General features: G+C 67.4%; 27 protein-coding genes. 13 read left to right on the forward strand and 14 right to left on the reverse strand.

Annotated elements, in window-relative coordinates:
- The first annotated feature begins 1 nt into the window (after position 1).
- Together P0Y43_RS02750 and P0Y43_RS02755 are read left to right on the forward strand one after the other, a co-directional pair.
- A complete protein-coding gene (locus P0Y43_RS02750; protein WP_275635763.1) occupies positions 2-1,240 on the forward strand; it encodes a Zn-dependent hydrolase in 1,239 nt (412 codons plus the stop codon).
- Positions 1,240-2,262 (forward strand): histone deacetylase family protein, encoded by a 1,023-nt coding sequence (locus tag P0Y43_RS02755; RefSeq protein ID WP_275635764.1) that lies wholly within the window; start codon positions 1,240-1,242, stop codon positions 2,260-2,262. Before P0Y43_RS02750 ends, P0Y43_RS02755 begins: the two co-directional genes overlap by 1 nt.
- A gap of 74 nt (positions 2,263-2,336) precedes the next feature.
- Here the strand turns inward: P0Y43_RS02755 and P0Y43_RS02760 are convergent, their stop codons facing one another.
- Both P0Y43_RS02760 and P0Y43_RS02765 read right to left on the reverse strand, forming a co-directional pair.
- Complete coding sequence (locus P0Y43_RS02760; protein WP_275635765.1) at positions 2,337-2,675, reverse strand: hypothetical protein; 339 nt, start codon at positions 2,673-2,675, stop codon at positions 2,337-2,339.
- 87 nt (positions 2,676-2,762) lie between these two features.
- A complete protein-coding gene (locus P0Y43_RS02765; RefSeq protein ID WP_275635766.1) occupies positions 2,763-3,497 on the reverse strand; it encodes a FecR family protein in 735 nt (244 codons plus the stop codon).
- A gap of 210 nt (positions 3,498-3,707) precedes the next feature.
- On the opposite strand from P0Y43_RS02765, the gene tam reads away from it, so the two are divergent.
- Positions 3,708-4,472, forward strand: a complete 765-nt coding sequence (gene tam, locus P0Y43_RS02770; protein ID WP_275635767.1) for a trans-aconitate 2-methyltransferase — start codon at positions 3,708-3,710, stop codon at positions 4,470-4,472.
- Here the strand turns inward: tam and P0Y43_RS02775 are convergent.
- The 3 genes from P0Y43_RS02775 to gspG all read right to left on the reverse strand — a co-directional run bounded on the left by P0Y43_RS02775 (position 4,449) and on the right by gspG (position 6,545).
- The gene (locus tag P0Y43_RS02775; protein WP_275635768.1) at positions 4,449-4,823 is read right to left on the reverse strand and encodes a DUF2784 domain-containing protein; all 375 of its coding nucleotides are present in this window, start codon (positions 4,821-4,823) and stop codon (positions 4,449-4,451) included. The two genes, tam and P0Y43_RS02775, sit on opposite strands and share 24 nt — an antisense overlap.
- Before the next feature lie 94 nt (positions 4,824-4,917).
- The gene (locus tag P0Y43_RS02780) at positions 4,918-6,108 is read right to left on the reverse strand and encodes a type II secretion system F family protein (protein ID WP_275635769.1); all 1,191 of its coding nucleotides are present in this window, start codon (positions 6,106-6,108) and stop codon (positions 4,918-4,920) included.
- A gap of 11 nt (positions 6,109-6,119) precedes the next feature.
- Positions 6,120-6,545 (reverse strand): type II secretion system major pseudopilin GspG, encoded by a 426-nt coding sequence (gene gspG, locus P0Y43_RS02785; protein WP_275635770.1) that lies wholly within the window; start codon positions 6,543-6,545, stop codon positions 6,120-6,122.
- A 174-nt stretch (positions 6,546-6,719) separates the two neighbouring features.
- On the opposite strand from gspG, the gene P0Y43_RS02790 reads away from it, so the two are divergent.
- Complete coding sequence (locus P0Y43_RS02790; protein WP_275635771.1) at positions 6,720-7,316, forward strand: lytic transglycosylase domain-containing protein; 597 nt, start codon at positions 6,720-6,722, stop codon at positions 7,314-7,316.
- Positions 7,317-7,346: 30 nt separating this feature from the next.
- On the opposite strand, the gene P0Y43_RS02795 is transcribed toward P0Y43_RS02790, so the two are convergent.
- A complete protein-coding gene (locus tag P0Y43_RS02795) occupies positions 7,347-7,556 on the reverse strand; it encodes a hypothetical protein (protein WP_345774554.1) in 210 nt (69 codons plus the stop codon).
- Between the two features lie 416 nt (positions 7,557-7,972).
- On the opposite strand from P0Y43_RS02795, the gene P0Y43_RS02800 reads away from it, so the two are divergent.
- On the forward strand, positions 7,973-8,605 hold the full coding sequence (locus tag P0Y43_RS02800) for a LysE family translocator (protein WP_275635773.1): 633 nt from the start codon (positions 7,973-7,975) through the stop codon (positions 8,603-8,605).
- 3 nt (positions 8,606-8,608) lie between these two features.
- Here P0Y43_RS02800 and P0Y43_RS02805 read toward each other — a convergent pair whose 3' ends face one another.
- The 3 genes from P0Y43_RS02805 to P0Y43_RS02815 form a co-directional block, all read right to left on the reverse strand.
- Positions 8,609-10,795 (reverse strand): GAF domain-containing hybrid sensor histidine kinase/response regulator, encoded by a 2,187-nt coding sequence (locus P0Y43_RS02805; RefSeq protein WP_275635774.1) that lies wholly within the window; start codon positions 10,793-10,795, stop codon positions 8,609-8,611.
- 140 nt (positions 10,796-10,935) lie between these two features.
- Complete coding sequence (locus tag P0Y43_RS02810; RefSeq protein ID WP_275635775.1) at positions 10,936-12,561, reverse strand: methyl-accepting chemotaxis protein; 1,626 nt, start codon at positions 12,559-12,561, stop codon at positions 10,936-10,938.
- Between the two features lie 315 nt (positions 12,562-12,876).
- A complete protein-coding gene (locus P0Y43_RS02815) occupies positions 12,877-14,079 on the reverse strand; it encodes an NAD(P)/FAD-dependent oxidoreductase (RefSeq protein ID WP_275635776.1) in 1,203 nt (400 codons plus the stop codon).
- Between the two features lie 280 nt (positions 14,080-14,359).
- On the opposite strand from P0Y43_RS02815, the gene P0Y43_RS02820 reads away from it, so the two are divergent.
- Complete coding sequence (locus P0Y43_RS02820; RefSeq protein WP_275635777.1) at positions 14,360-14,902, forward strand: RrF2 family transcriptional regulator; 543 nt, start codon at positions 14,360-14,362, stop codon at positions 14,900-14,902.
- A 54-nt stretch (positions 14,903-14,956) separates the two neighbouring features.
- Here P0Y43_RS02820 and P0Y43_RS02825 read toward each other — a convergent pair whose 3' ends face one another.
- Positions 14,957-15,874, reverse strand: coding sequence for an AraC family transcriptional regulator (locus P0Y43_RS02825; protein ID WP_275635778.1), 918 nt, complete (start codon positions 15,872-15,874; stop codon positions 14,957-14,959).
- 102 nt (positions 15,875-15,976) lie between these two features.
- On the opposite strand from P0Y43_RS02825, the gene P0Y43_RS02830 reads away from it, so the two are divergent.
- Genes P0Y43_RS02830 through P0Y43_RS02850 form a run of 5 tightly spaced genes read left to right on the forward strand, consistent with a single transcriptional unit; the run spans position 15,977 to position 20,414 of the window.
- Positions 15,977-16,537: a carboxymuconolactone decarboxylase family protein gene (locus P0Y43_RS02830; protein WP_275635779.1), complete on the forward strand. Its 561-nt coding sequence runs from the start codon at positions 15,977-15,979 to the stop codon at positions 16,535-16,537.
- Positions 16,538-16,584: 47 nt separating this feature from the next.
- Positions 16,585-17,649, forward strand: coding sequence for an acyl-CoA dehydrogenase family protein (locus tag P0Y43_RS02835; RefSeq protein ID WP_275635780.1), 1,065 nt, complete (start codon positions 16,585-16,587; stop codon positions 17,647-17,649).
- Positions 17,646-18,467, forward strand: coding sequence for an ABC transporter ATP-binding protein (locus P0Y43_RS02840; RefSeq protein WP_275635781.1), 822 nt, complete (start codon positions 17,646-17,648; stop codon positions 18,465-18,467). The genes P0Y43_RS02835 and P0Y43_RS02840 overlap by 4 nt, the downstream gene beginning before the upstream one ends.
- Positions 18,454-19,659: an ABC transporter substrate-binding protein gene (locus P0Y43_RS02845; RefSeq protein ID WP_275635782.1), complete on the forward strand. Its 1,206-nt coding sequence runs from the start codon at positions 18,454-18,456 to the stop codon at positions 19,657-19,659. The genes P0Y43_RS02840 and P0Y43_RS02845 overlap by 14 nt, the downstream gene beginning before the upstream one ends.
- Entirely contained in the window at positions 19,659-20,414 is a 756-nt protein-coding gene (locus tag P0Y43_RS02850) for an ABC transporter permease (RefSeq protein ID WP_275635783.1), read from the forward strand. Before P0Y43_RS02845 ends, P0Y43_RS02850 begins: the two co-directional genes overlap by 1 nt.
- A gap of 94 nt (positions 20,415-20,508) precedes the next feature.
- Here the strand turns inward: P0Y43_RS02850 and P0Y43_RS02855 are convergent, their stop codons facing one another.
- Together P0Y43_RS02855 and argC are read right to left on the reverse strand one after the other, a co-directional pair.
- Positions 20,509-21,195: a GNAT family N-acetyltransferase gene (locus P0Y43_RS02855; RefSeq protein ID WP_275635784.1), complete on the reverse strand. Its 687-nt coding sequence runs from the start codon at positions 21,193-21,195 to the stop codon at positions 20,509-20,511.
- Positions 21,196-21,276: 81 nt separating this feature from the next.
- Positions 21,277-22,209 carry an N-acetyl-gamma-glutamyl-phosphate reductase gene (gene argC, locus P0Y43_RS02860; RefSeq protein ID WP_275635785.1) on the reverse strand — a complete coding sequence of 311 codons (933 nt, stop codon included), beginning with the start codon at positions 22,207-22,209 and terminating at the stop codon, positions 21,277-21,279.
- Positions 22,210-22,358: 149 nt separating this feature from the next.
- Between argC and P0Y43_RS02865 the strand changes: the two genes are divergently transcribed.
- Positions 22,359-23,240 (forward strand): LysR family transcriptional regulator, encoded by an 882-nt coding sequence (locus tag P0Y43_RS02865; RefSeq protein WP_275635786.1) that lies wholly within the window; start codon positions 22,359-22,361, stop codon positions 23,238-23,240.
- A gap of 38 nt (positions 23,241-23,278) precedes the next feature.
- On the opposite strand, the gene P0Y43_RS02870 is transcribed toward P0Y43_RS02865, so the two are convergent.
- Positions 23,279-24,007: an SDR family NAD(P)-dependent oxidoreductase gene (locus tag P0Y43_RS02870; protein WP_275635787.1), complete on the reverse strand. Its 729-nt coding sequence runs from the start codon at positions 24,005-24,007 to the stop codon at positions 23,279-23,281.
- Positions 24,008-24,134: 127 nt separating this feature from the next.
- On the opposite strand from P0Y43_RS02870, the gene P0Y43_RS02875 reads away from it, so the two are divergent.
- Complete coding sequence (locus P0Y43_RS02875; RefSeq protein WP_275635788.1) at positions 24,135-25,055, forward strand: LysR family transcriptional regulator; 921 nt, start codon at positions 24,135-24,137, stop codon at positions 25,053-25,055.
- Positions 25,056-25,071: 16 nt separating this feature from the next.
- Here P0Y43_RS02875 and P0Y43_RS02880 read toward each other — a convergent pair whose 3' ends face one another.
- Positions 25,072-25,695: a TIGR04211 family SH3 domain-containing protein gene (locus P0Y43_RS02880; protein WP_275635789.1), complete on the reverse strand. Its 624-nt coding sequence runs from the start codon at positions 25,693-25,695 to the stop codon at positions 25,072-25,074.
- Positions 25,696-25,834: the final 139 nt, after the last annotated feature.

A 25,834-nucleotide genomic window follows, 5' to 3' on the forward strand; every position in this document is an offset into this window, starting at 1 on the left:
AATGTTGAAAAGTAACGGCGAACGCCTGTGGGCGAGCCTGATGGCCATGGCCGAGGTCGGTGCCACCGCCCGTGGCGGCAGTTGCCGCCTGGCCTTGAGCGACGAGGACAAGGCGGGCCGCGAGCTGTTCGCCCAGTGGTGCCGCGAGGCCGGCCTTGCGCTGTCGGTGGACGCCATCGGCAACCTGTTCGCCCGTCGCGCCGGCCTCGACCCCGACGCCGCCCCGGTGATGATGGGCAGCCACCTCGACACGCAGCCCGAAGGCGGCCGCTTCGACGGCGTCTACGGCGTGTTGGCGGGCCTCGAGGTGGTGCGCCGTCTGAACGACCTCGGCATCCACACCCGCAAGCCGTTGGAGATCGCCGTGTGGACCAACGAGGAAGGCGCCCGCTTCACCCCGGCGATGTTCGGCTCGGCGGTGTTCACCGGTACCCTGGCGCTGGACGAGGCGCTGGCGATTCGCGATGCCGAGGGCATCAGCGTCGCCGCCGAACTGCAACGCCTCGGCTATGCCGGCCAGCGCCCGCTGGGCGGCGAGGTGGACGCCTATTTCGAGGCGCATATCGAACAAGGGCCCATCCTCGAAGACAACCGCACATGCATCGGCGTGGTCAGTGGCGGCCAGGCGATCCGCTGGCTCGACGTCACGCTCGAAGGCCAGGCCGCCCACGCCGGCACCACGCCCATGGCGCTGCGCAAGGACGCCCTGTACGGCGCCGCGCGGATGATCCAGGCGGTCGAGCAACTGGCCGCCGGCTTCGCCCCCGAGGGGCTGACCACGGTGGGCGAACTGAGCATCGCCAAATCTTCGCGCAATACCATTCCCGGCCTGCTGCGCTTCACCGTCGACCTGCGCCACCACCGCGACGAAGCCATCGAGGCCATGGAGCGCGACCTTGGTCGCCTGTTCCAGGCCATCGCCGCCCAGCGCGGCCTGAAGGTGAACATCGAGCGGCATTGGATCAGCCCGGCCACGCCGTTCGATGCCGACTGCGTCGCCGCCGTGCAACAGGCAGTGGACGGCCTGGGCTACAGCCAGCAGCGGATCGTCAGCGGCGCGGGTCACGACGCCATCCTGCTGGCGCGCTACTGCCCGACGGCGATGGTGTTCATCCCCTGTGTCGGCGGCTTGAGCCACAACGAAGCCGAAGACGTGCTGCCGGAGGATGCCCGCCAGGGCGCCGATGTGCTGCTCAATGCCGTGCTGGCCCGCGCCGGCCGTGTCGAAGGAGACGCCTGATGCGTTGCTATTTCCACCCCGAGCAACTGTTGCACCACCCGCGCAGCTACTACTCCCGGGGCGCCATGCGCACGCCCCAGGAAGTGCCCGAGCGCGCCCAGCGCCTGTTGCAAGCCGCCAAGGACCTGGGCTTCGACATCCGCCAGCCGGGCGATGCCGGCCTGGCGCCGCTCAAGGCCGTGCACGGCGAGGCGTACCTGACCTTCCTGGCAGAGGCCCATGCGCGCTGGAAGGAGGTGCCCGAGGATTGGGGCGAAGAGGTGATGTCGAACATCTTCGTGCGTGAGCCCAACGCCCTGCGCGGCATCCTGGCCCAGGCCGGGCGCTACCTGGCTGACGGCAGTTGCCCGGTGGGCGAACAGACTTGGCGCTCAGCCTACTGGTCGGCGCAGAGCGCGCTGGCCGGCGCCCAAGCGATCGTCGATGGCGAGCCGGCGGCCTACGCGTTGTGCCGCCCACCGGGGCACCATGCGCGTTTCGATGCCGCAGGAGGCTTCTGCTACCTGAACAACGCCGCGATCGCCGCCCAGGCCCTGCGTGGGCGCTATGCACGGGTGGCGGTGCTGGACACCGACATGCACCACGGTCAGGGGATTCAGGAAATCTTCTACGAGCGCAGCGATGTGCTGTACGTGTCGGTGCATGGCGACCCGACCAATTTCTACCCTGGCGTGGCGGGCTTCGCCGATGAGCGTGGGGCGGGCGAGGGGGCGGGGTACAACCTCAACCTGCCCATGGCGCACGGGGCCAGCGAGGCTGACTTCATGGGGCAGTTGGAGGTCGCGCTGGATGCCATCCAGGATTTCGGCGCGCAGGTGCTGGTGTTGTCGCTGGGGTTCGATATCTATGAGCTCGACCCACAGAGCAAAGTGGCGGTGACGACTGCGGGGTTCGCCGAGTTGGGCGAGCGGATTCGCGGGTTGCGCCTGCCGTGCCTGATCGTGCAGGAGGGGGGGTATCACCTGGAGAGCTTGGAGGCCAATGCGGCGGCGTTCTTTGGGCAGAAAGGCGACTGGCGCTGAAGGCTGAATGAGGGGTCCAATGGCCAGGTTCTTCATGAGGGTGCACCCAATAGCAGGCGTAAGGGGACTCGGCCCTACTCGAACACACACTTGTTTTCGAGGACGAATGCCGGGGAGTACCACTTCGGACCTTTCACGTACGCACCGTTTTCCTGCTTGATGAGGCCTTGCGTACTCATGTCGCTGACGAGGCTCATCAAACCGTGGTTATCCAGTACAAACACCCACTGGTTTCGGTTGTAGAGGCCATCGAGGCGTGGGTGGGAAATGCCGGCTCCTTGTACGAGGAACAGGATCACATCGACCGGTGTTTGGTAATCTTCCAGCGTAGCGGTATGCGTGTCGTTCCATGTTTTTCCTCCATCTCCACTGGCATCGCGGCGGCGATCGTGGTGGTGATGGGCGTGGTGCACCAACTGCGTACCAGCAAGCGCCATTGAGTGGAGGGGGCTGCTATGCGGCCCTTGCTCGACACAAGGCCGCTCCCACAGGCCCCTGTATCACTTTCGCGTCACCCAGGTGAGCCACCCGGTGTAATGGCTCACCTCGATCGGCAGCCCGGCCTGCAACAGGCCCAACGCCTGGTCGCTGTCATCCAGCGGCAGGTCCTCGCTGACCCGCAGCCCCTCCAGGGCCTGGCGATCGAACAGCAGCAAGCCCTGACGATGCCGTGCCAGGCGCTCCAAGGCTTGGGTCAGCGGTTGCCCGTCGCCGGGCAGCCGTTGCAGGTACCACTCGGCCTGACGGGTGCCGACGTCGAAGCGGCTCACCGTCCCTGGCGAGCGCGCCTTGAAACGCAACTGCTGGCCGCGTTCGAGCGAGACATGCCGGCCATCGCCCTCCAGCTCGACCCGGCCTTGCAGCACGCTGACCTCGGTGACCTCTTCCAGGCGCTCGACGATCACCTGCGCATCCAGCGGCCGCAGGTTGCCCTGGGGCGTCTCGATGCGGAACGGGCGGGTGTCGCCGTGGGCCACTTCCAGCAGCACCTGGCCTTTGAGCAGTCGCAGGTGGCGTTGCGCGGTGTCGAAGGTCAGGTCCACGGCGGAGCTGGCGTCCAGGGTCAGCAGGCTGCCGTCCTCCAACTGCCGGGTGACGCGGTTCTGGCTGTCGGTGGACAGGTCGGCCAGCTCGAAACCCTGGCCCATCCAGGGCGAGGCGAGCAAGGCGCTGGCGCCGATCAGGGCGAGGATCGCCAAGGGCAGGGCGAGGTGTCGCAGAGGCAGTGGTTTCATGGGCGTGCTGATGTGTGGGGTGTTGGTGGACTGACCGTAAGCATAGGTGGTCGGTTCCGACCCTTCGCGGGGCGAGCCCGCTCACAGCTGGCCCGCCGTCCATGAAAGCGGTGCTGTACCAGTAGGCGCGCGCCAGCCCCGCAATCGGAGCGCCACGAACACCACAAAACGCTTATGCTAGAGGCTCCACTCGCCAACGGAGCCCTTCTCATGGCTTGGTCCGCCACCCAGTATTCCCTCTTCGAACACGAACGTACCCGCGCTGTGCGCGACCTGCTCGCCGCCGTGCCGAGCCGTCCGGTGCACCACGCCACCGACCTGGGCTGCGGCCCGGGCAACTCCACCGAAGTGCTGATCGAGCGCTTCCCCGACGCCCTGGTCAGTGCCCTGGACAGCGACCCGGACATGATCGAAAAAGCCAAGCTGCGGATGCCGCTGGTGCGCAGCGAAATCGCCGACATTTCCACCTGGGAAGCCGACCAGCCCCAGGACCTGATCCTCGCCAACGCATCCTTGCAGTGGGTACCGGACCACCGTGCTCTCTACCCGCACCTGATCCGCCAGTTGGCCCAGGGCGGCAGCCTGGCGGTGCAGACCCCGGACAACCTCGACGAGCCCGCCCATCGGCGCATGCGCGAGATCGCCAGCCAAGGCCCATGGGCCGACAAGTTCGCCGGTTTCTCCCTGCCGCCGCGGCACAACGGCGCGTTCTACTACGACCTGCTCAGCCCACTGTGCGCGCGGGTGGACGTGTGGCGTACCACCTACCACCACCCATTGGCTGGCGGTGCCGAGGCCGTGGTGGAGTGGTTCAAGGGCTCGGGGTTGCGGCCGTACCTGGCACGCCTGGATGAGCAGGAGCGCGAGGACTTCCTGCAGCTGTACCTGCAGGCCATGCAACAGGACTACCCGACCGCCAGCGACGGCAAGGTGCTGTTGCCGTTCCCGCGGCTATTCGTGGTAGCGACGCGCTAGGCGCCACAGCACGTAGCCGTAGACGCCGAGGTTCAGGGCCAGGGCCACGCTGCCCAGCAGCACCTGGACCTGCGGCGTCAACCCGGCCGGGTAGATCAACGGCCAGATGTAGTGCTCGACGAAACCGCCCTGGTAGCCAGCCTGGCCGGCGGCCTGGCGCATGCGGTTCTCCCAGTCGGTCAGCGGGCATTCCAGGTGCAGGCATTCCACCGCCAGGCCCCAGGCCAGGGCGGGCAGGTGCAGGAGCAGAGCGCCATGCCAGCGCAGCACCAGCAGGCCGCCGAACAGCACCAGCAGGATGAAGGCCAGGTGCAGGAGGACCAAGGTGTCGGCGCTGAGGCGGTAGAGCATGGCGGGGTGAGACGCTGGGGGGAGATGCCTATCAGCATAGGCGGGTTTGCGTAAGGTCTGCGCCAGCGGCCATCGCGGGTCAAGCTCCAACCCCTCAATGAATACTCGACGCCAAATCGAAAATCGGCATGTACATCAAGATCACGATCCCGCCGATCAGCAGCCCGATGAAGGTCATCAGCAACGGCTCGAACAGCTTCACGAACCACTCCACCCAGCGCCCGATCTCCTGGTCATGGAAGTCCGCACAGCGCTCCAGCATCTCCCCGAGGTTCCCCGACTGTTCGCCAGCGCGCAGCAGCCGCAGCGACACCGGCGTCACCAGGCCACCAGCCTCCAGCGCATCCGACAGCGCCAGGCCCTCGCCGACATGCCGGCAGGCCTGCGCCAGGCCCTCGCCGGTCGAACTGCCCAGCAGCCCCCGGGCCATGCCCATCGCCGTGAGGATCGGAATCCCCCCTTGCAGCAGGATGCCCAGCGACCGGTAGAAACGCGCCAGCTCGTACATCACCAGGCGCTGGTGCAACACCGGCAACCGCCGCACCTGCCGCCCCATCCAGCGCCGCACGGGCGGTTGGCGGCGCAGCACGGCCAACGCGACGGTAGCTGCCAGTGACCCCAGACCCAGTGGCCACTGCTGGGCATGCAGAAACAGTCCCAACTGCATCAACAGCCGCGACAGCCACGGCAACTCGCTGCCCATGCCCTCGAACACCAGGCTGAAGCGCGGCACCACGTAGCCCAGCAGGAACAGCACCACGCCGCCGCCCACCAGCAACAGCAACAGGGGGTAGACCGAGGCGCCCACCAGCTTCTGGCGCACCAGCTCCAGGCGCTGGCGGTAGCTGATGTAGCGCCCCAGCGCCTCGCCCAGGGCGCCGGTGCGCTCGCTGGACTGCACCAGCGCCACGTATAACGCGGGGAACACCCGGGGCTGCTGGCCCAGCGCCTGGGACAACGAGCGCCCCTCATAGAGTTGTGCCACCAGTTGTTCCAGGACCTTGCGCATGGCCGCGTTGGGCGCCTTCTCGGCCAGGCTCTCCAAGGCGTCGATCAGCGGCAGGCCGGCGTCGAGCAGGGTGCCCAGTTCCTGGCTGAACAGCACCAGGTCGAACGCCGGCGCACGGCGCCAGGCCATCGGGCCCAGACCCACGCCCCGGGCGCGCAGGCTGACCACCCGCAGGCCCTGGGCTTCGGCCTGGCGCCGCGCGTGCTCGGCATCCTCGGCCTCGAGTTGCACTTGCACGATGCCCTGCCTGCCCAGGGCCTTGAGGTGATAGCGCATGGCCGTACTCCTCACTGCCAACTGGTGATCTCGGCATTCTCCCCATCACCGCCAGGCTGGCCGTCCTTGCCCATCGACAGCAGGTCGTACTCGCCGCCGTTCTCGCCGGGCTGTCGGTAGAGGTAGGCGCGGCCCCACGGGTCCTGGGGCACGGCCTTCTGCAGGTAGGGGCCGGACCAACGCGCCTCGCCGCTGGGCGCCGTCACCAGGGCTTGCAGGCCCTGTTCGCTGCTGGGGTAGTGGCCGACCTCCAGGCGATAGAGGTCCAGGGCCTTGCTCAGCCCCTCGATCTGCGCCCGCGCCACCTTGGCCTCGGAACGGCCGAGCTGGCTGAAGTATTTGGGCGCGACGATGCCGGCCAACAGGCCCAGCACCACCAGCACCACAAGGAGTTCGAGCAGGGTGAAGCCGCGTTGGGGCAAGGCTTTGCGTGGCATGGGGAGACCCTCCGGTACGTGTGCAGGGCCTCATGCAACAGCCATGCACGTCTGGCCCGGGGCCTTGCGCCATGGGCGTTGGCGGGCGGCACGGTGCTTGCGTTGAAGAGGTAGTGCCTGGGTTTTCCGGGGCATATCCCCCACATCGGGGGCCACGGCGGGGAGGCGAGCGACATGCGTGGACTCATCCTGGGAGTGATCGGGCTGCTGGCGGGCGCGGCCCAGGCCGACGTGTACATCTCCCTCGGCGCCGACGGCACCTATGTGCTGTCCAACGTGCACCGTCCGGGGCGGCAGTATGAGCGGGTCATCAGCGAGGCGAGCGCCCCGACGGGGGCGGTGGGCGCCCAGATGCTGACCGGTCGGCCCTACGCCGAGCTGGTGGCGGAGGCCGCCCGTGCCCACCAGGTGCCGCAGGCGTTGCTGCACGCGCTGATCAAGGCCGAGTCCGGCTACAACCCCAAGGCGCGCTCAGCCAAGGGCGCCTTGGGGTTGATGCAACTGATGCCGGATACCGCCAAGGCCATGGGTGTGCGCGACGTGCTCGACCCCAAGGACAACGTGCAGGGTGGGGCGCGCTACCTCAAGCGCATGCTGAAGCTGTTCGACAACGACATCACCCTGGCGGTGGCCGCCTACAACGCTGGGCCCGACGCCGTGCTCAGCCGGGGGCGGGTGGTGCCGCCGTTCGCCGAGACCCGGCGGTACGTGCCCAATGTGCTGCGTGAATACCGCAGGTTGCAGGGGTTGGCCGAGGATGCGCCGTTGTAGTGGGGAGCGGGCTTGCCCCGCGATCGGGCCTCAGGTCGCGCGCCGCTCCAGCCCGTCGAGCACCGCTTCGACCACCGCCTTGGCCGTATCCAGCCCGTGGTCATTGGCCAGCAACAGGTCGTAGCAGGTGCCCGTCGCCAGTTCCATGGCCTTGAGATTGGTGGCGAAGGCGCCCTTGAGCAGGGTCGAGAGGTGCACCAGCGCATCTTCGAGGTCGACGCCGTCACGCACGGTGAACAGGGAAGGGTGGCTGCATTCGCAGTTGCCGAAGGTGGACGCGGCCGTAGTGGGGCGGGTAGGTGGGTCCGGTAAGCCTTTCGTCATTGTTTCGCTCCTTGATTCAATGGAGCCGTCACCTATCGCTACCAAACGAATGGGTGGCGGCTGTACGCAGGTTGGTAGACCGGGAATCAAGGAAACCGGCGCGCACGGAGGCGCCCTACGCACAGCCGCCATGAAACGAGACAGCCGGGCACAAAAAAGCGCCAGCTGAAACGCAGTGCGGCGCTTGTGCGCCTTGATTGATCGCGGGCTACCAAACCCGACTGCTGGACTTACAGCAGCGCGCCAAGGTTACCGGCCCCAGGGAAGCGTTTCAAGGCGCGTTCAACTGCGGATACACTTCGCCTTCCTATCGCACGACAAGGATGTGCCCGATGCCCGAATTCTCTCACCTGCTGGCCTTCGGCCTGATCGCCCTGGGGATGGTCCTGACCCCCGGCCCGAACATGATCTACCTGATCTCCCGCTCGATCTGCCAGGGCCGCAAGGCGGGGTTGATCTCGCTGGGCGGGGTGGCGCTGGGGTTCGTGTTCTACATGCTGTGCGCGGCCCTGGGCATCACCGCCTTGCTGATGGCCGTGCCGCATGCCTACGACGCGCTGCGCATCGGCGGTGCGCTGTACCTGTTGTACCTGGCCTGGCAGGCGGTCAAGCCGGGTGGGCGCTCGCCGTTCCAACTGCGCGATTTGCCGGCGGACAGCCCGCGGCGGTTGTTCGCCATGGGCTTTCTGACCAACCTGCTGAACCCGAAGATCGCGGTCATGTACCTGTCGTTGATGCCGCAGTTCATCGAGCCGGGGCATGGCAGCGTGTTGCTGCAGTCGCTGGTGCTGGGGACCACGCAGATTCTCATCAGCGTCACGGTCAATGCGCTGATCGCGTTGATGGCGGGGTCGATTGCGGTGTTTTTGGCGGGGCGGCCATTGTGGCAGCAGGTGCAGCGCTGGTTGATGGGCACGGTGCTGGCGGGGCTGGCGGTGCGGATGCTGGCCGAGGGGCGGCGCTGACCGTCAGGCGTGCCCCAGCACCGTGCCCAGCAATTGGCACAACTGCTCGGCCGAATAGGGCTTGGGCAGGAAGGTGAAGCCCTGGTAGCCGCCCTCGGCGATCGCCTCGCTGTACCCGGAGGTGAGGATCACCGGCAGCCCGGGGCGCGCCTGGCGCAGTTCGCGCGCCAGCGCCAGGCCACCCATGCCGGGCATCACCACATCGGAAAACACCGCATCGAACGCGCCATCGTTGCCCTGCAAGCGTGTCAGGGCCTGCTCGCCGCTGGTCGCCCAGCAGGTCTGGTAGCCGTGCTCCTGGAGGATCTGCGTGGTGAAGCTGCCCACGTCTAGGTTGTCTTCCACCACCAGGATGCGCCGTTTGCTCGCCTCGCCGAGGGTGGCCGCAGGGGCGTGGACGGCGGGCACTTGTGCCTCGCCGGCCTCCACCTGCGGCAGGTAGAGGGTGAAGGTAGTGCCTTGGCCCGGCGTGCTGATGACTTGCACGTCGCCACCGGACTGCTGGGCGAAACCGAACACCTGGGACAGCCCCAGCCCGGTGCCTTGGCCGGGGGCCTTGGTGGTGAAGAACGGGTCGAAGATGCGTTCGAGCAAGTGCGCCGGTATGCCTACCCCGGCGTCGACCACCGAAATCGCCGCGAAGGTGCCCGATCGACCTGACTCGCCGCTTAGCTGGGCCATGTGCTGGTCGGGTTGCAGGCACAGGCGCAGGGTTCCCCCGCCCGCCATGGCATCGCGGCCGTTGATCATCAGGTTGATCACCGCGGTTTCCAGCTGGGCGAGGTCGGCGTGGATGTGGCAGGGCGTGTCGGGCAGCTCCAGGTGCACTTGGATGTGCGCGCCGGTGGCAGTGTCGAGCATCTCGGCGATCGCTTGCAGCCGTGCCCCCGCGTCGAACACCTGTGGGCTGAGGGCCTGGCGCCGGGCGAAGGCCAGCAACTGGCCGGTCAGCTTGGCGCCGCGGTCGACGGTTTCGGCCATGGTGCGCAGGTAGCGCTGGCGACGGGTGTCGTCCAGGCCCGGGCGTTCGAGAAAGTGCAGTGAGGCGCGCAGGATGGTCAGCAGGTTGTTGAAGTCGTGGGCCACACCGCCGGTCAACTGGCCGATGGCTTCGAGCTTCTGGGTCTGGCGCAGCACGGCTTCGGTGTGCTGCAGCTGCCGGGTGCGTTCCTCCACACGCTGTTCCAGGGTGGCGTTGAGCGCGGCCATGGCGGCCATCGCCTCGCGCGTTTCGGCGTGGGCCTGCACGCGCTGGATGTGCGCCCAGCAGCGTTCGGTAACCTCGCCGATCAGGGTTTGTTCGTAGACGGTCCAGGTGCGCGGCGATTGGTCGTGGATGGCCATCAGCGCAGTCAAGCGACCGCGCTTGATCAGCGGCATGCAGATGGTCGCAGTGATGCCGATGGCCTGGAAGGTCGCGGCTTCCTTGGGGGCCAGCTCAGCAAGGTTGTCGTTGAGCACCAGCGGCAGGCCGGCGCGCAAGCGCTTGACCGCCAGTTGGCCGAAGTCGGCTAGGCGGTACTGGCCGACCAGGCGGGGCAAGCCGGGCCTGACCCAGTCGCCGCAGATGGTGAAGCCATCTTGGTCGTCGTCCATTATCGCGTAGGCGCAGCTGGAGATGCCCAGGTACTCGCCGAGCAGGCGGGTGGTGGTGGCCATGATCCGTTCGGGCTCGATGGCCTCGGTCACGGCGCGGCCGAGGTTGTCGAGAAAGGCCAGGCGCTGGTTGGTGACCACGGTGGCAGTGGTTTCGGTGACCGTGTCGAGCATGCCGACGATCTGACCGTCCTGGTCGCGGATGGGGCTGTAGCAGAAGGTGAAGTAGGCCCGCTCCGGGGCGCCGCTGCGCTCGATCATCAGCGGGAAGTCCTGGATGTACACGGCCTCGCCGGCCAGGGCGCGGTTGGCCATGTGGCGGATGTCGCTCCAGGCTTCCTGCCACACCTCGCTGAATGGCCGGCCCAGGGCCGAGGGCTTGTCGCCGAGAATGGGGGTGAAGGCGTCGTTGTGCAGGGTGATCAGCTCGCGGCCCCAGAGAATCGCCTGTGGAAAGCGCGAGGCCAGGCACAGGGCCACGGTGGTCTTGAGCGCGTCTGGCCAGGTATCCAAGGGGCCCAGTGGAGTGGACGCCCAGTCGAGGTTGCGGATGCGTTCGGCCATCTGTCCGCCGCCTTCGAGCCATTTCGCCATGTGCTGTGCCGATCCGTTGCGTGAGAAGGATAGGGTGCACCGAGAACTTCAGGTTGGCGAGGGATTTGTAGCGCAGGTCATGGCCCCCTCGCGGGGCAAGCCCGCTCCTGTGCAGGAGCGGGCTTGCCCCGCGATGCTGTTCAGACCTTGAACTGCGCCACCATGGTGTTCAACTCCACCGCCAGGCGCGACAGGTCCTGGGCTGCCGCGCTGGTCTGGTTGGCCCCGGCCGAGGTCTGCATGGCCAGGTCGCGGATGTTCACCAGGTTGCGGTCCACCTCGCGGGCCACCTGGGCCTGCTGTTCCGAGGCGCTGGCGATCACCAGGTTGCGCTGGTTGATCGAGGCGATGGCCTCGGCGATCACCTCCAGCGCCTGGCCCGCCGCCTGGGCCACCTGCAAGGTGCCGCTGGCGCGGTCCTGGCTGCTGTGCATGGCGCCGACCGCACGCTCGGTGCCGGTCTGGATGCCACCGATCATCTGCTCGATCTCCGCCGTGGACTGCTGGGTACGGTGCGCCAGGGCGCGCACTTCATCGGCGACCACGGCGAAACCACGCCCGGCCTCGCCGGCACGCGCCGCTTCGATCGCGGCGTTCAATGCCAGCAGGTTGGTCTGCCCGGCGATCTCGCCGATCACGTCGAGCACGCGGCTGATCTGGTTGGCGCTGTCGGCCAGCTCCTGGATCTGCGTGGAGGTGCCGGTGACGTCTTCAACCAGTTGCTGGATCGACTCCAGCGCCTGATTCACCTGGTCGCGGCCGTCGCGGGTGGTCTGGTCGGCGCCCTTGGAGGCGTCGGCGGTGCTGACTGCGTTGTTGGCCACTTCCTCGACCGCGGCGGTCATCTGGTTGACCGCCGTGGCCGCCTGGTCGATCTCGGCGCTTTGCTGGTGCAGGCCGCGGCTGGTGTCCTCGGTGACCGTATGCAGCTCCTCGGAGGCCGAGGCCAACTGGTCGGAAGAGCCGGCGATCTTGCGAATGGTCTCGCGCAGGCTCTGCTGCATGCGCGCCAGCGCACCCAGCAACAGGGCCGGTTCGTCGCGGCCGACGACCCGGATGTCGTGGGTCAGGTCGCCGGTGGCTACGCGCTCGGCCACCGCCACGGCGTCGGCCAATGGCACGACGATGCTGCGTGTCAGCAGGGTGGCGATGACGGCCAGGGCGAGCATGATCACCACCAGGGCGGCGACGATCAGCGTCAACGCCTCGTCGGAGGCGTCGCTGCTGAGCTCGGAGGCTTTGTCCGCACCGTTGACGTTGTATTGGATCAACGCGGCAAGCGCTTTCATCATGCTGTCGGCGTAATCGGCCAGCGGGCCGGTGACCTGGGTTTCGGCCTCGTCCATACGGCCTTGCGCCACTGCTTCGCGGACCTTGTCCTGCAAGGCGTGGTAGCGCTCGGCGGCAGTGGCGAAGGTGGTGAACAGGGCGCGGTCGTCGGCATCGGTGACGGTGGCCTCGTATTCCTTGATCGCCTTGTCCAGCGTCTTGTTGAGCTCGACGACCCTGGCCAGGGTCTGCTGACGGGCTTCGGGCGTGTCCTCGAGGATGCTGCGCAGGGTCAGTGCGCGAGCTCGGCCCAGGTTGGTGCCGACATCTCCCAGCGCGATGATCGCCGGTATCCAGCTGGCGCGGATCTCATCGGTGGCGCTGTCCATGCGCCGGGTTTCGTAGAGGGAAACCAGGCCCATGGCCAGGATCAGCACGCCCAGCAGCGCGAACACGCTGGCCGCGCGGGCGCCGATCTTCATATTCCTTAGTTGCATGGCACTGCTCCTTGACGTTGTGGCTGGCAGGCGTCAAGGCCGGCAAGGAAGATCAGGCGCTCGAAACACTGCGCAGGAATGGTGTGTTGTCCTAACCGCACATTTTTGGTGCAGATAATGACACATGGCCACTATTGTCGACCAGTTGTTCAATGCAACCACAGGTCTAAGCCGTTTCGTCGAAAATTGACGGTTCGGTCAGATACTGCCCTGTCGCGGGGCAAGCCCGCTCAGGCAGCGCACCCAGCCTGAGCGCAGCGGGGGCACCCGCACGGCGTGCTTGCACCGCGATGCGCCGCGCTCGTTCTCATACCCTCACACAATCGGGATCAGCGGGTCGGCCGCCGCCAGCGCCTTCTCACGGTCGGCCGCCGGCGGATAGATCCACACCGAGTTGATCTGGCGCTTGAGGTTCTTGCCTTCCTGGCCCTGCAGGTGCAGTTCGCGCTCCCAGCCTTCGCTGTACGCCGCGCCCCAGTCGCCGAGGTCCAGGCAGGTGACGTACTTGGGTTGGCGATAGATCACCGGGGCCACGCCCAGCAGGTCGGCCATGGCGTTGTTGCCTGAGTGCCGGCCCATGGGGATGGCGTGCTGGCAGGTCATCAGGGCGTGGTTGCCCAACTCGTCTACCGCCGCCCAGGCGACGTCGCCGGTGGCGTAGATGTACGGCTGGCCGATCACCTTGAGGTGGTCGTCCACGCGCAGGCGACCCTGGGCGTCACGCTCGCCGGCAACCTGGGCGGTCAGCGGGCTGGCCTTCACGCCAGCGGTCCAGATCACGGTCTTGCTGGCGATGTACTCGCCGTCGGCCAGTGTCACGCCACCGGCATCCACCGCTGCCACCGAGGTGCCTGGCAGCCATTCCACGCCCGCATGCTCACAAGCCGCGACGATCGCCGGGGTGATGCCGGCACCCAGCGCTTCGCCGATGCGTGCGCCACGGTCGACGACGATCACCCGCACCGCCGCCTCGCGGCCCAGTACGGCGCGCAGGCGCTCGGGCATTTCGGTGGCGGTCTCGATACCGGTGAAACCACCGCCGCAGACCACCACGGTGTTGCGTGCCGGGGTGTTCGGTTGCGTGGCGAGGTTGCCCAGGTGGCGTTCCAGTTGCACGGCGGACTCCATCTGGTCGACGTCGAAGCTGTGCTCGGCCAGGCCCGGCACCGGTGGGCGCGCGACCTGGCTGCCAGCGGCGAGGACCAGGCGATCGTAACCCAGCGTGCGCGGCTGGCCGGTGGCATCGGTCATGTCGACGGTACGGGCGTCGGCATCGATGCGCACGGCGTGGCCTGCGATGAAGTTGACGCCGACCGCGTCGAACAGCTCAGCCAGCGGCGCCTTCATGCCCTGCACCTGGGGCTCGTAGAAGCGCGGGCGGATGCGCAGTTCCGGTTGCGGCGCCAGCACGCTGATGCTGACGTCGCCGCGTTGTGCCTGGTCGAGCAGGCGCGCGGCGCTCAGGGCGCTCCAGACGCCGGCGAAACCGGCACCGATGATCAGGATGTGTGGGGTCATGAGGAGGCTCCGCGGGGTTCAGGTCAGGGGTGATGTGAGGTTTCGGCGCAGTGGCAGGTGTTCGCCGAATAACTACGACTCTATTTGTCGTAGTTATGTTCGGCAAGCGTTTTTTTCAGAGGCGACGCCGCCAGGACGCTCCGATTCCGCGCTGGAATGCTTTACTTCTGGGGTTCAGGCCGTTCATACGAGGTTGGCAAGGCGATGGGCGGTGCAGGCTGGCTTTGCCACTCGCCACGGATCGGCGTAATATTTGCGACAAATTTGGTCGGAGATTGAGATGTCCCTCTACAGCGCTGGCGTCGAATACGGCATCCACTGCCTGCTGTACCTGGTCGACGAGCGTGGCGACAGCCGCGACTCCAGCGTGCGCGACCTCGCCGAGTTGCAGGGGGTGCCCCAGGAGTACCTGGCGAAGGTCTTCACCAAGCTGGCCCGCGCCGGGCTGGTGGTGGCCACCGAAGGCGTGCGCGGCGGCTTCCGCCTGGCGCGGCCTTCCGACGAGATCACCGTGCTGGACATCGTCACGGCCATCGATGGGCCGAAGAAGATCTTCGACTGCCGCGAGATCCGCGAGCGCTGCTCGTTGTTCGAAGGCCACGCGCCGGGGTGGGCGACCGAGGGCACCTGCGCCATTCATGCGGTGATGATCGGGGCGCAGAAGCGCATGGAAGAGGCGCTGGCGCAGCAGACCATCCTCGACCTGAGCCGTCGCTTCGGGCGCAAGGCGCCGGCTGAGTTCGGGCAGAAGGTCAATGACTGGATGAGTGGGCGGCGGGACGGGAAGGGGGGAGGCGGGGATATTGCTGTCACGCAGGTTTGATGGGTTGGCCTCATCGCGGGCTTGCCCCGCGATAGGGCCCTCCCAGGCACCCCATCACCCAACCCGCCCCTCATGCTGTTTGCGATACGCCCCCGGCTGCACCCCCATGGCCTTGGCGAACGCTCGGGTGAACGCCGCCACCGACTGATACCCCACCTGGGCCCCCACTTGCTCCACCGTGTTGCCCGCCCTCAACAACTGGCTGGCATGGCGCATGCGCAGCGCCAGCAGCACCTGCCCGGGCGACTGCCCGGCCAGTTCGTTGAAGCGCTTGAAGAACGCCGAGCGTGACAGCCCCGTGCACGCCGCCATGCTCTCCAGTGGCCAGGGTTGCCCGGGGTCTTCGATCAAGCGCTCCAGCAACCCGGCGAACGCCGGCTGCCGCGCCAGGGCGATCAACCCGCCCAGCGCCGGGTCGGCATGCACCTGCTGGCGCAGCACATAGAGGAACAACAGGTGCGTCAGGCGTTCGAGCAGGGTCTGCGATGGCGCCGGTTCCCGCCGGCACTCGGCCAGGATCAGCTCGAACAGCGCCCGCGCCGCGCTGCCCGCCGGGTCGTCGGCGCGCAGCAGGATCCAGTCCGCCAGCCCCTCGACGATCAGCGACGACAACCCTGACTGGAAGTGGAAGAACCCGCACACCAGCCCAACCCCATCCCCCGCACCGAAATCCAGCGCCTGCATCGCCTTGCGCGGCTGCGCGCAGGCCCCCTGCGGGTCGGCGTCGCTGGACAAGCGATACGCCAGGTCGCGCAGCAGGAACACCGCATCGCCGCTTTCCAGGCGCACCGGCTCCGGCTGGCCGTCGATATGCAGCCAGCAATGTCCCTGCACCACCAGGTGGAAGCTGGCCCGGCCCATGCCTTGCGTGCTGGCGTGCCAGCCGCCGCAGTAGCGGCCGACATGGAACAGGCTGGCATCGAGCTCGAGGCCCTCTAATAACCAATCGACGAGATGGCTGGATGAAATCATCTAATTCAAAGACTCAGGAGCAAGGAAAGGCGACTGATGAATATGGAGGGTAATTCTTATAACCAACAGACTGTAGCGACACCCCTCAAAGGAGACCACTCCATGTCCTCGCGCATTACTCTACACACTCTGCAGAGCGCCCCGGAAGCCGCGCGTCCCTTCCTCGAGAACGCCCAGAAGGCCTCCGGCTTCATTCCCAACCTGCTGGGTATCCTGGCCAACGCCCCGGCCGCGCTGGAAACCTACGTCACTGTCTCGGCCCTCAATGGCAAGGCCGAACTGACCCTGGCCGAGCGCGAAGTGGTGCAATTGATCGCCGCCACCCACCATGGTTGCGACTTCTGCGTCGCCGGCCACACCGCCGTGGCCCTGAACAAGGCCAAGCTGCCCCAGGAGGTCGTCGACGCCCTGCGCGCCCGTGGCGAACTGCCGGACGCCCGCTACGAAACCCTGGCCGCCTTCACCCGAGAAGTGATCGCCACCCGTGGCAACGTCAGCGACGCCACTTACCAAGCCTTGCGCGAAGCCGGTTTCAGCGAGGGCAACGCCCTGGAAGTGATTCTCGGCGTGAGCCTCGCAACCCTGTGCAACTTTGCTAATGTGTTCGCCCAGACGCCGCTCAACGAAGAGCTCGGCAAGTACCGCTGGCAACCTTCGGCGTAAGCCGCGCGTACTGCCGGCCAAGCCGGCGTTTTAAAAGGAGAAGGGACATGCTTGATAGCGCATTTCGACAGTGGCTGGATGCCAATGCCGAAGCCATCGACCAGGGCCAGTGCGACCCGCACCGGGTGCTGGCACAGATCGCCGAATCGCAGTTGCTGCGCCTCGGTGTCGACAAGACGCTGGGCGGCGCGGGCGGTGACGTCACCGACGCGGTCGAAGCCATCGCCGCCATCGCCAGCCGTTCGCTGGCCTCGGCCTTCGTGTGCTGGGGCCAGCGCGCGTTCATCGAATACTTGCTGCAAAGCCCCAACCAGGCACTGCGCGAGCGCCTGCTGCCGCGTTTGCTGACCGGCGAACTGGCCGGTGCCACCGGGCTTTCCAACGCCATGAAGTACCTGTCGGGCATCGAGTCGCTGCAAGTGCAGGCGCGTGCCCTGGACGAGGGCTGGACCCTCGAGGGCCGCCTGCATTGGGTGACCAACCTGCGCAAGAGTGGCTTCGTGGTGGCGGCTGCCATCGAAGGCGAGGAGGGCCAGGCGCCCTTCGTCGTGGCGATCCCGTCCGACGCTGCGGGCCTTGAGCGCTCCGAAGACCTGCAACTGATGGGCCTGCAATCGAGCAGCACCGCGGCCCTGGCCTTCCACCAGGTGGGGCTGGGCCGCGAGTGGTTGCTGCACGACAACGCCCGCGAATTCCTGCCCAAGGTGCGCCCGGCGTTCCTGGCGTTGCAGTGCGGCATGTCGATCGGCCTGGCCCGCCGTGCCCTGGACGAGGTGCGCGAGCACCTGCAAGGGCGTGGCTCGTTCCTCGAGGAAGCCGAACAGGTGCTGCGCGAGCGCTTGCAGAACACCGTCGGCGAGCTCAAGCAGGGCCTGCTCGACGGGCGCTTCCTCAAGCAGCCGGCGGCGCTGTTCAAACTGCGCATCACCTTGGCCGAAAGCGCTGCCGATGCCGTGCAGATGGAGCTTCAGGCCAGTGGCGGCAAGGCCTACCTGACCGCCTACGGCGAAGGCTTCGCGCGTCGCTGGCGCGAGTCGGCATTCGTGCCGATCGTCACCCCGAGCCTGGTGCAATTGCGCGCCGAGCTGCAGCGCCAAGCGGCTGCCATATGACCGACGTGTTACTGCAAGCCCGGGGCATTGGCCTGGGCTACCCGCGCGACGGTGGCTGGCAGACGGTGCTGGAGCAGTTCGACCTGGACCTGGCGCCTGGCGAGGTGGTGAGCATCCTCGGCCCCAGCGGGGTCGGTAAATCCAGCCTGTTGCGCGTGCTGGCCGGGCTGCAACAGGCCAGCGCCGGTGGCGTGACGCTGCACGGCGAGCCGTTGCAGGGCCCGCACCCGCGCCTGGCCGTGGCCTTCCAGGACTCAAGCCTGCTGCCCTGGCTGAGCCTTGAGAAGAACGTCGCCTTCGGCCTGGATTTCGCCCGCCAACCCAAGCTCGCCGCCAGTGAGCGTCGGGCGCGGATCGACCACGCCATCGCGGCGGTGGGCCTGGCCCATGCCCGCAACCAGTATCCGGCGCAGCTCTCCGGCGGCATGGCCCAGCGCACCGCGCTGGCCCGCTGCCTGGCGCGCCAGCCCGAGGTGCTGCTGCTCGACGAGCCGTTCGGTGCGCTGGACGAAGTCACCCGCGCCGACATGCAGCAACTGCTGCTGCAACTGATCGCCACCCACAACACCGCTGCGGTGTTGATCACCCACGACATCGACGAAGCCTTGCTGCTGTCCGACCGTGTCCTGCTACTGGGCAACCACCCGGCGCGGGTCCTCGGGCAATGGCACATCGACCTGCCGCAACCTAGGACGCAGCGGGTCGAGGAACTGGGCGCACTGCGCATCGAGATCCTCAAAACCCTACGGCGGGCAAGCCGCGCTCCTGAACCCACTTCCCAACCCCTGCCGTCGGAGACCGCCCATGTGCATGGATGACTGCTGTTCTTCTACTTCCCGCCGCGATTTCATCAAGCTGAGCGCCATGCTCACCGCCGCCGGCGCCTTGCCGCTGCTGTCGAGCCTGCAAGCGCGCGCCGCCGCCGAGCCGGATGCGCCGGTGCGTATCGGCTACCTGCCGATCACCGACGCCACGCCGCTGCTGGTGGCGCACAACAACGGCCTGTTCGAGGCCGAGGGCATCAAGGCCGAGCGCCCGGTATTGCTGCGCAGCTGGGCGCAGGTGATCGAGGCGTTCATCTCAGGGCAGGTCAACGTCATTCACTTGCTGTCGCCGATGACCGTGTGGGCCCGCTACGGCAGCAAGGTGCCGGCCAAGGTCGTGGCCTGGAACCACGTCGGCGGCTCGGGCCTGACCGTCGCCCCGGACATCACCGACATCAAGCAACTGGCCGGCAAGACCGTGGCCATTCCGTTCTGGTACTCGATCCACAACGTGGTGGTGCAGCAATTGTTCCGCGACGCAGGCCTGGAGCCGGTTTCCAAGCCGGCCACCGCGCCGCTGGCAGCCAACGAGGTCAACCTGCTGGTGCTGCCGCCGTCGGACATGCCACCGGCCCTGGCCAGCAAGCGCATCGCCGGGTACATCGTCGCCGAGCCGTTCAATGCCCTGGCCGAGAACCTCAAGGTTGGCCGCGTGCAACGCTTCACCGGCGATGTGTGGCGCAACCACGCCTGCTGCGTGGTGTTCATGCACGAGCACGACCTGAACAACCGCCCCGAGTGGTCGCAGAAGGTGGTCAACGCCATCGTCAAGGCCCAGCAATGGACCCGCGAGCACCGCGCCGAAGCCGCCGCGCTGTTGTCCAAGGCCGGGCCCAACAAGTACACCCCGCACGAGCCGGCGGTGCTGGCCAAGGTGCTGGCTCCCGCTGCTGAAGACCGCGCCGGCTACCTGGCCAGCGGTGCCATCCAGCACCAGCAATGGGATGAGAAGCGCATCGACTTCCAGCCTTACCCGTTCCCCAGCTACACCGAGGAACTGGTCAAGCGCCTGAAGAACACCCTGATCGAGGGTGACAGCAGCTTCCTCGCCAGCCTCGACCCGGCACAGACCGCCCGCGACCTGGTTGACGACCGCTTCGTGCGCAACGCCATTGCCGCCGTGGGTGGCCCGTCGGTGTTCGGCATCGCCGACAACTTCGAGCGCAGCGAGGAGTTCGTGGTCTGATGCGCAAGCATGTCGTACATGGCGCCCTGGGCCTGGCCGGGCTCGCGGCGTTGTTGCTGGTGTGGTGGGCGGGCGTGCGCCTGTTCGGCGAGGCCGACGGCCTGTCGGCGCGCTTCGCCCCTGAAGCGACGCTGGCGAGCCTGGTCGAGCTGCTCGGCCATGGCGAGGTCTACGGGCACATCTGGGTGAGCCTCAAGCGCATCCTGATCGGTCTGCTGCTGGCGCTGCTGATCGGCGTGCCCCTGGGCCTGCTGGTGGGCAGCTACCGGCACCTGGAGGCGGCGACCACCCCGGCGTTCCAGTTCCTGCGGATGATCTCGCCGCTGTCGTGGATGCCGGTGGTGGTGATGCTGATGGGCGTGGGCGACCAGCCGATCTACTTCCTGCTGGCCTTCGCCGCGCTGTGGCCGATCCTGCTCAACACCGCCGCCGGCGTGCGCCAGCTCGATCCGCGTTGGCTGCAGCTGTCGCGCAGCCTCAGCGCCACGCGCTGGGAGACGCTGTGCAAGGTGATCATCCCTGGGGTGATCGGCCATGTGCTGACGGGCGTGCGGCTGGCCATCGGCATTCTGTGGATCGTGCTGGTGCCATGCGAGATGCTTGGGGTCAGTGCCGGGCTTGGGTATTTCATCCTCGATACCCGTGATCGGCTGGCGTATTCGGAGCTGATGGCCATGGTGCTGCTGATCGGGGTGCTGGGGTTCATGCTCGATGCCCTGGCGCGTGGGTTGCATCGGCGCTGGGTGCATGCCTGACTGACGCCATCGCGGGGCAAGCCCGCTCTCACAGGTGCCCCGCTGAGTTCGGATTTGGCGGGGTACCTGTGGGCTTACCGCGATGACGGTGGGCTCAATGCACCCTCTTGCGCACCGTCACACACCCCTGGGCTTCCTCCGCCAGCGCATCCAGCCGCTCATCCCGCTGCTGCTCCGCAGCAACCATCGCCTCCTCGCCATGCTGCTTGAGCAGGTACGCATGGATCTGCCGCACCTCCAGCGTCTGGTAGATCGGCGCGACATCCAGTCGCCCGACCAGCGCCCCGCTGGCCTTCCCGGTGCTGCTCATCAGCACCTGCGGCCCACTGGCCGATACCGCTTGCAAGCCCATCGCCTCGAACCACGGCACCTGGCTGGCGAAGGCATTGAGCTCGATGCAGGCAAAGCGCTTGCGCAGGTCGTCGAGCAACGCGCGGGCGATGCCTTGGCGCCGGTGGGTGGGCGAGACGGCGAGAAACGCCAGGGCGCAGGCTTGCACGTCATCCTGGGCGGGCAGGGCCAGGGCGAAACCGAGCAGTTGCTCCGGCGCCTCGGCGTCGAGGGCGATGACCAGGTCCACGGCCAGGCCACGGGTGCCGTCCAGCGCTTGCAGGTATTGGTGCACCTCCAGGCCGACACCGTACTGGTACAGCGGGTACAGCGGGTTGTCGCGGGCAATGGCGACGCTGCTGAGCTCGCCGACATGCTCGATCACCAGCTGGCGGATCTGGTGCTGGAAGGATTCGGGTAGCGCGCCATTGGGGCGGCTGAGGATGAACATCGGGGGGCAGGCTCCGGCTGAAGGAAATCACCCCGCGCCTCGAGGCGCGGGGTAATCAGTCTACCCGGTTTTGCGCCGGGGTCAGCGCAACGCCGCGAGCATCAGGTCGAGGTTCTGCACCGCAGCGCCCGATGCACCTTTGCCCAGGTTGTCGAACACCGCGGTCAGCAGCACCTGGCCATGCTCGGGGTTGGCGTACAGCGCCAAGCGCAGGTCATTGGTGTCGTTCAGCGCCTCGGGGTCGAGCGGCGTGGCCGGGCCGTGCTGGTGCAGCGGCATCAACCGCACGTGACGGGCGCCTTGGTAATGCTGCGCCAGGCACGTCTGCAAACGCCCGGCGTCCACCCCTTGCGGCAGCAGGCGCAGTTGCAGGGGGATGCTCAGGGCGATGCCCTGGCGGTAATCGCCATAGCCAGGCAGGAACACCGGCCGCGCGCTCAGCCCGGCATGCGCCTGGATTTCCGGCACGTGCTTGTGCGCCAGCTCCAGGCCATACAGTTGCAGGGCAGGGGCGCGGTCGCCGCCCGTCTGCTCATGGCGCTCGACCGCCGCGCGACCACCGCCCGAATAGCCGGATATGGCATGGATGCTCAGTGGGTAGTCCGCCGGTAGCAGCCCGGCCTTGACCAGCGGGCGCAGCAGGGCGATGGCGCCGGTCGGGTAGCAGCCGGGGTTGCTGACCCGTGTGGCCTGGGCGATGCGCTCGGCTTGTCGTTCGTCCAGTTCGGGCAGGCCATAGACCCAGCCTGGCGTGGTGCGGTGCGCGGAGCTGGCGTCGATGACCCGCACCGCTGGGTTGCTGAGGGTTGCCACGGCGTCTCGGGCGGCGGGGTCGGGCAGGCACAGCAGGGCGATGTCGGCGCTGTTGATGGCCTCGGCGCGGCGCTTGGGGTCCTTGCGCTCGCTGTCGGGGAGGGTGAGCAGGCGCAGGTCTTGGCGGCCTTGCAGGCGGGCGTGGATTTGCAGGCCAGTGGTGCCTTGGTCGCCGTCGATGAAGACGAGGGGCTGGTGCATGGTGGTGTCCGTTCGATGAAGGGGAGTGGCGGTATGTTCCCGTGTCGCTGGACTGAAGAAAATTTGAATATCATGATGGTGAGGTTCAGTTTTAATGAACCTGACGGCCCTGTCGTGGGGCGAGTCCGCTTCTACAGCCATGGGTTCCTATGCGAGAAATCAGCCTCGACCGCCTGCGCACCTTGGTGACGATCGCCGACCTCGGCTCGTTCGCCGAGGCTGCGCGCCAGCTCAACCTGGCACCCCCCACCATCAGCCTGCACATCGCCGAACTGGAGGCCAGGGTCGGCGCGCCGCTGCTCTCGCGCACCCGCGGCCAGGTGCGCGCCACGGTGATCGGCGAAACCCTGCTGGCCCGTGCCCGGCGCCTGCTCGTCGACGCCGACCAGGCCCTGGACGAAGTCCGTCGCCAGGTCGCGGGCCTTACCGGGCGCGTGCGCCTGGGCGCCTCCACCGGCGCCATCGCCCACCTGTTGCCCAAGGCCCTCGCGCACTTGCGCGTGGCGCACCCCGGCATCGATGTGCAGGTCCAAGTACTCACTTCCCAGGCGTCCTTGGCGCGGTTGCGTGAAGGCAGCCTGGACATCGGCCTGGTGGCGCTGCCGCAGGTGGCGGGCAAGGGGCTGAAGGTCACGCCCTGGCGGCGCGACCCGATCATGGCCTACCTGCCCGCCGACTGGCAGCCGCCGGCGCGTGTGAGCCCGGCGTGGCTGGGCCGGCGCGCGCTGATCCTCAACGACGACAGTACCCAGTTATCACGGGTGACCGCCGAGTGGTTCGCGGCGGCGGGGCTGTACCCCGAGGCGCGCATCGAGCTGAACTACAACGATGCGATCAAGAGCCTGGTGGCGGCGGGGTATGGCGCGACCTTGTTGCCGCAGGAAGGGGAAGGGCCGGAGCGCGATCCGCGGATCGCCCGTCGGCCGTTGCGGCCGGGGTTGTGGCGAGCGCTGGGGATCGCTTGCCGGGAGGGGGAGGTTGAGCGGGCTACCGGTTATGTGTTGGAAGCGTTGGAGCAACTGCGCGGCTGACGGCTCCATCGCGGGCGGGCCGTCAGCCCCCGTGGCGATTAGTGCCAGGTCCCTGCCGTGCCGCCGCCGTCCACGGGCAATACCACCCCGCTGACGAACCGCGCAGCGGTCAAATACAGCACCGCATCCACCACGTCCTGCGGCGTGCCGGTACGCCCGCTCGGCGACAGCAAGCCCATCCCCTCGACGCTACCGCTGTGCAGTGGCGTATCGATGATCCCCGGCGCCACGGCATTGACCTGCACGCCGCTACCCGCCAGCTCCAGCGCCAGGCCCTTGACCGCCTGGTTCAACCCGCCCTTGACCAGCACCGGCAGCAGCGCCGGCACGCGGGTGTTCGGTTGCAGCGCGATCGATGCGGTAATGGCGATGATCTGCCCATGACCCTGGGCGGTCATGATCCGCGCCGCCGCCTGGGAGGGGTAGAAGAAGCCCTTGAGGTTGGTGCCGATCAGCGCGTCGACATCGGCTTCGCTGTATTCGGTGAATGGCTTGGGAATGAAGATCCCGGCGTTGTTGACCAGGATGTCCAGGCCGCCGAACACCTCCTTGGCGGTGTCGACCAGGCGCTGGGCGGTGCCGGCCTCGGCGATGTCGCCGGCCACGCCGACGAAGCGGGCAGGGTGGCCGAGCCGGGCGGCGGCTTCGTCCAGGCGGGCTTGGGTGCGGGCGTTGCCGACCACGTTGTCGCCGCGCTCGAGGAAGGCCTGGGCCAGGGCGAAGCCCAGACCGCTGGAAGCGCCGGTGATGATGATGGTTTTGCTCATGGGTTGATCTCCAGAGTGGGGCGAGCGGGTTGCTCGGTGTGGAAGCCACTCTAGGCCTTGCGCTAAGGTTGAAAAATGGCGCATATAGCATTTCAATTAATACGCCATGTAATTTATAGGGCCCGCCATGAGCCGCCATTTCGATGACCTGCAATTGGGCAGTCTGGAGCTGTTCTGCCTTGCTGCCGACACCGGCAGCTTCACCGCCGCCGCCACCGAGGCGGGGGTGACGCCCGCTGCCGTAAGCCGCTCGGTGGCGCGCCTGGAAGAGCGCTTGGGCGTGCGCCTGTTCGTGCGCACCACCCGGCAGATGCGCCTGAGCGAAGCGGGCCAGACCTATTACCAGCAATGTCGCCAAGCCCTCGGGCAGTTGGTCGAGGCAGAGCGCCAGGTGGCTGGCGGGCAGCTTGCGCCCAGCGGGCGCCTGCGCATCAGCGCGCCGACACCCTACGCCCACTATCGGCTGCTACCCTTGCTGCCGGCTTTTCGCCAGCGCTACCCCGAGGTGCAGGTGGACGTGCATGTCAGTAACCGCAACGTCGATTTCGCCGAGGAACCCTTCGACCTGGCCATCCGCGGCCGTGAACCGGCTGACTCGCGGCTGGTAGCCCGACGCCTGGAGGATGCCGAGCTGGTCGTGGTGGCCACCCCAGGCTACCTCGCCCGGGCCGGCACGCCGCAGGTGCCCGAAGACCTGCGCGGTCACGATTGCATCCAGTTCGAAGTGCCCAGCAGCGGGCGCCGGGCGCCGTGGAGCTTCACCCGCGACGGAGAGCGCGTTGAAATAGACACCCACGGCAATTGGACCTGCCAGGGCGATTTCCTGGCCACCGCCACCTTGGCCCGGCACGGTGCCGGCCTGATGCAGGCCTACCGCTTCACCGTGCAGGACGCCCTGGCCAGTGGCGAGTTGGTGGAGGTGCTGGCCGACTTCGGCGGCACCTCGCGGCCGTTCATGCTGATCTACCCCCAGGCCCGGCACATGCCGCTGCGGGTGCGGGTGTTCATCGATTTCCTGGTGGGCCGCCAGGCCGTGCCGCTGGCCTGAGACGCGCGTTTAGCCTTCAGAACCAGCGGTCGTTGCGTTTGCGCCCGCGGGTCAGCGCTGGAAGGATCAGCCCCGCGAGCAGGCCGGCGCCGGCGATGCTGCCGCCGTAGACCATGTAGCGCATCATCACCTGCTTGTTCTCGTCGCCCAGGCGCGCCTGGGTGTCGCGCAGGGTCGACTGGGCCTGTTCGAGCTGTTCGTTGAGCGCCTTGTTGCGGGTTTGCAGGTCGTCGACCAGCGCCTTGCGTGAGTCGAGGGTTTCCTGCATGCCCTGCACGCGGGCCTTCCAACTGTCGTCGATGGTCTTGAGCTGGCCGGAGAGGTCCGCCACCTGGGCATCGAGCTGCGGCAGGCGCTCGTTCTGCCCGGGTACGCTCTGCAGGTCGCTGGTGAGGATCCACACCAGGTCGCCGTTCTGCCCGCGCACCTGGCTGTAGTTCCCTTGGCTGGTGACCAGCGCGACTTTCTGCCCGGACTTGACCGAGCCGACGATACGGTGCCCGTCGGTCGGGCCGCTGCGGACGTAGGTGCTGAGGCTGTCGCTGACCCAGCGCGCATCGCTGGCCGGTTCTTCGGCGTGGGCTGCGGTGGTGGTGCAGAGGAGGGCGGCGCACAGGGCGGGTAGGCGGAAATCGGGCATGGTCGTCTTCGCTGAAACAGGACAATTGAAGGCCCGGTGACTGGGCCGGTGAGCCGGTCGGTGGATTGACCGTCAGCGAAAGACCGTTTTTTTGTAGGCAGGTTCACTGCCTAGGGTAGGAAATGTCTGCAAGATGTTG

Source organism: Pseudomonas entomophila (assembly GCF_029193575.1).
GTDB lineage: Bacteria > Pseudomonadota > Gammaproteobacteria > Pseudomonadales > Pseudomonadaceae > Aquipseudomonas > Aquipseudomonas entomophila_G.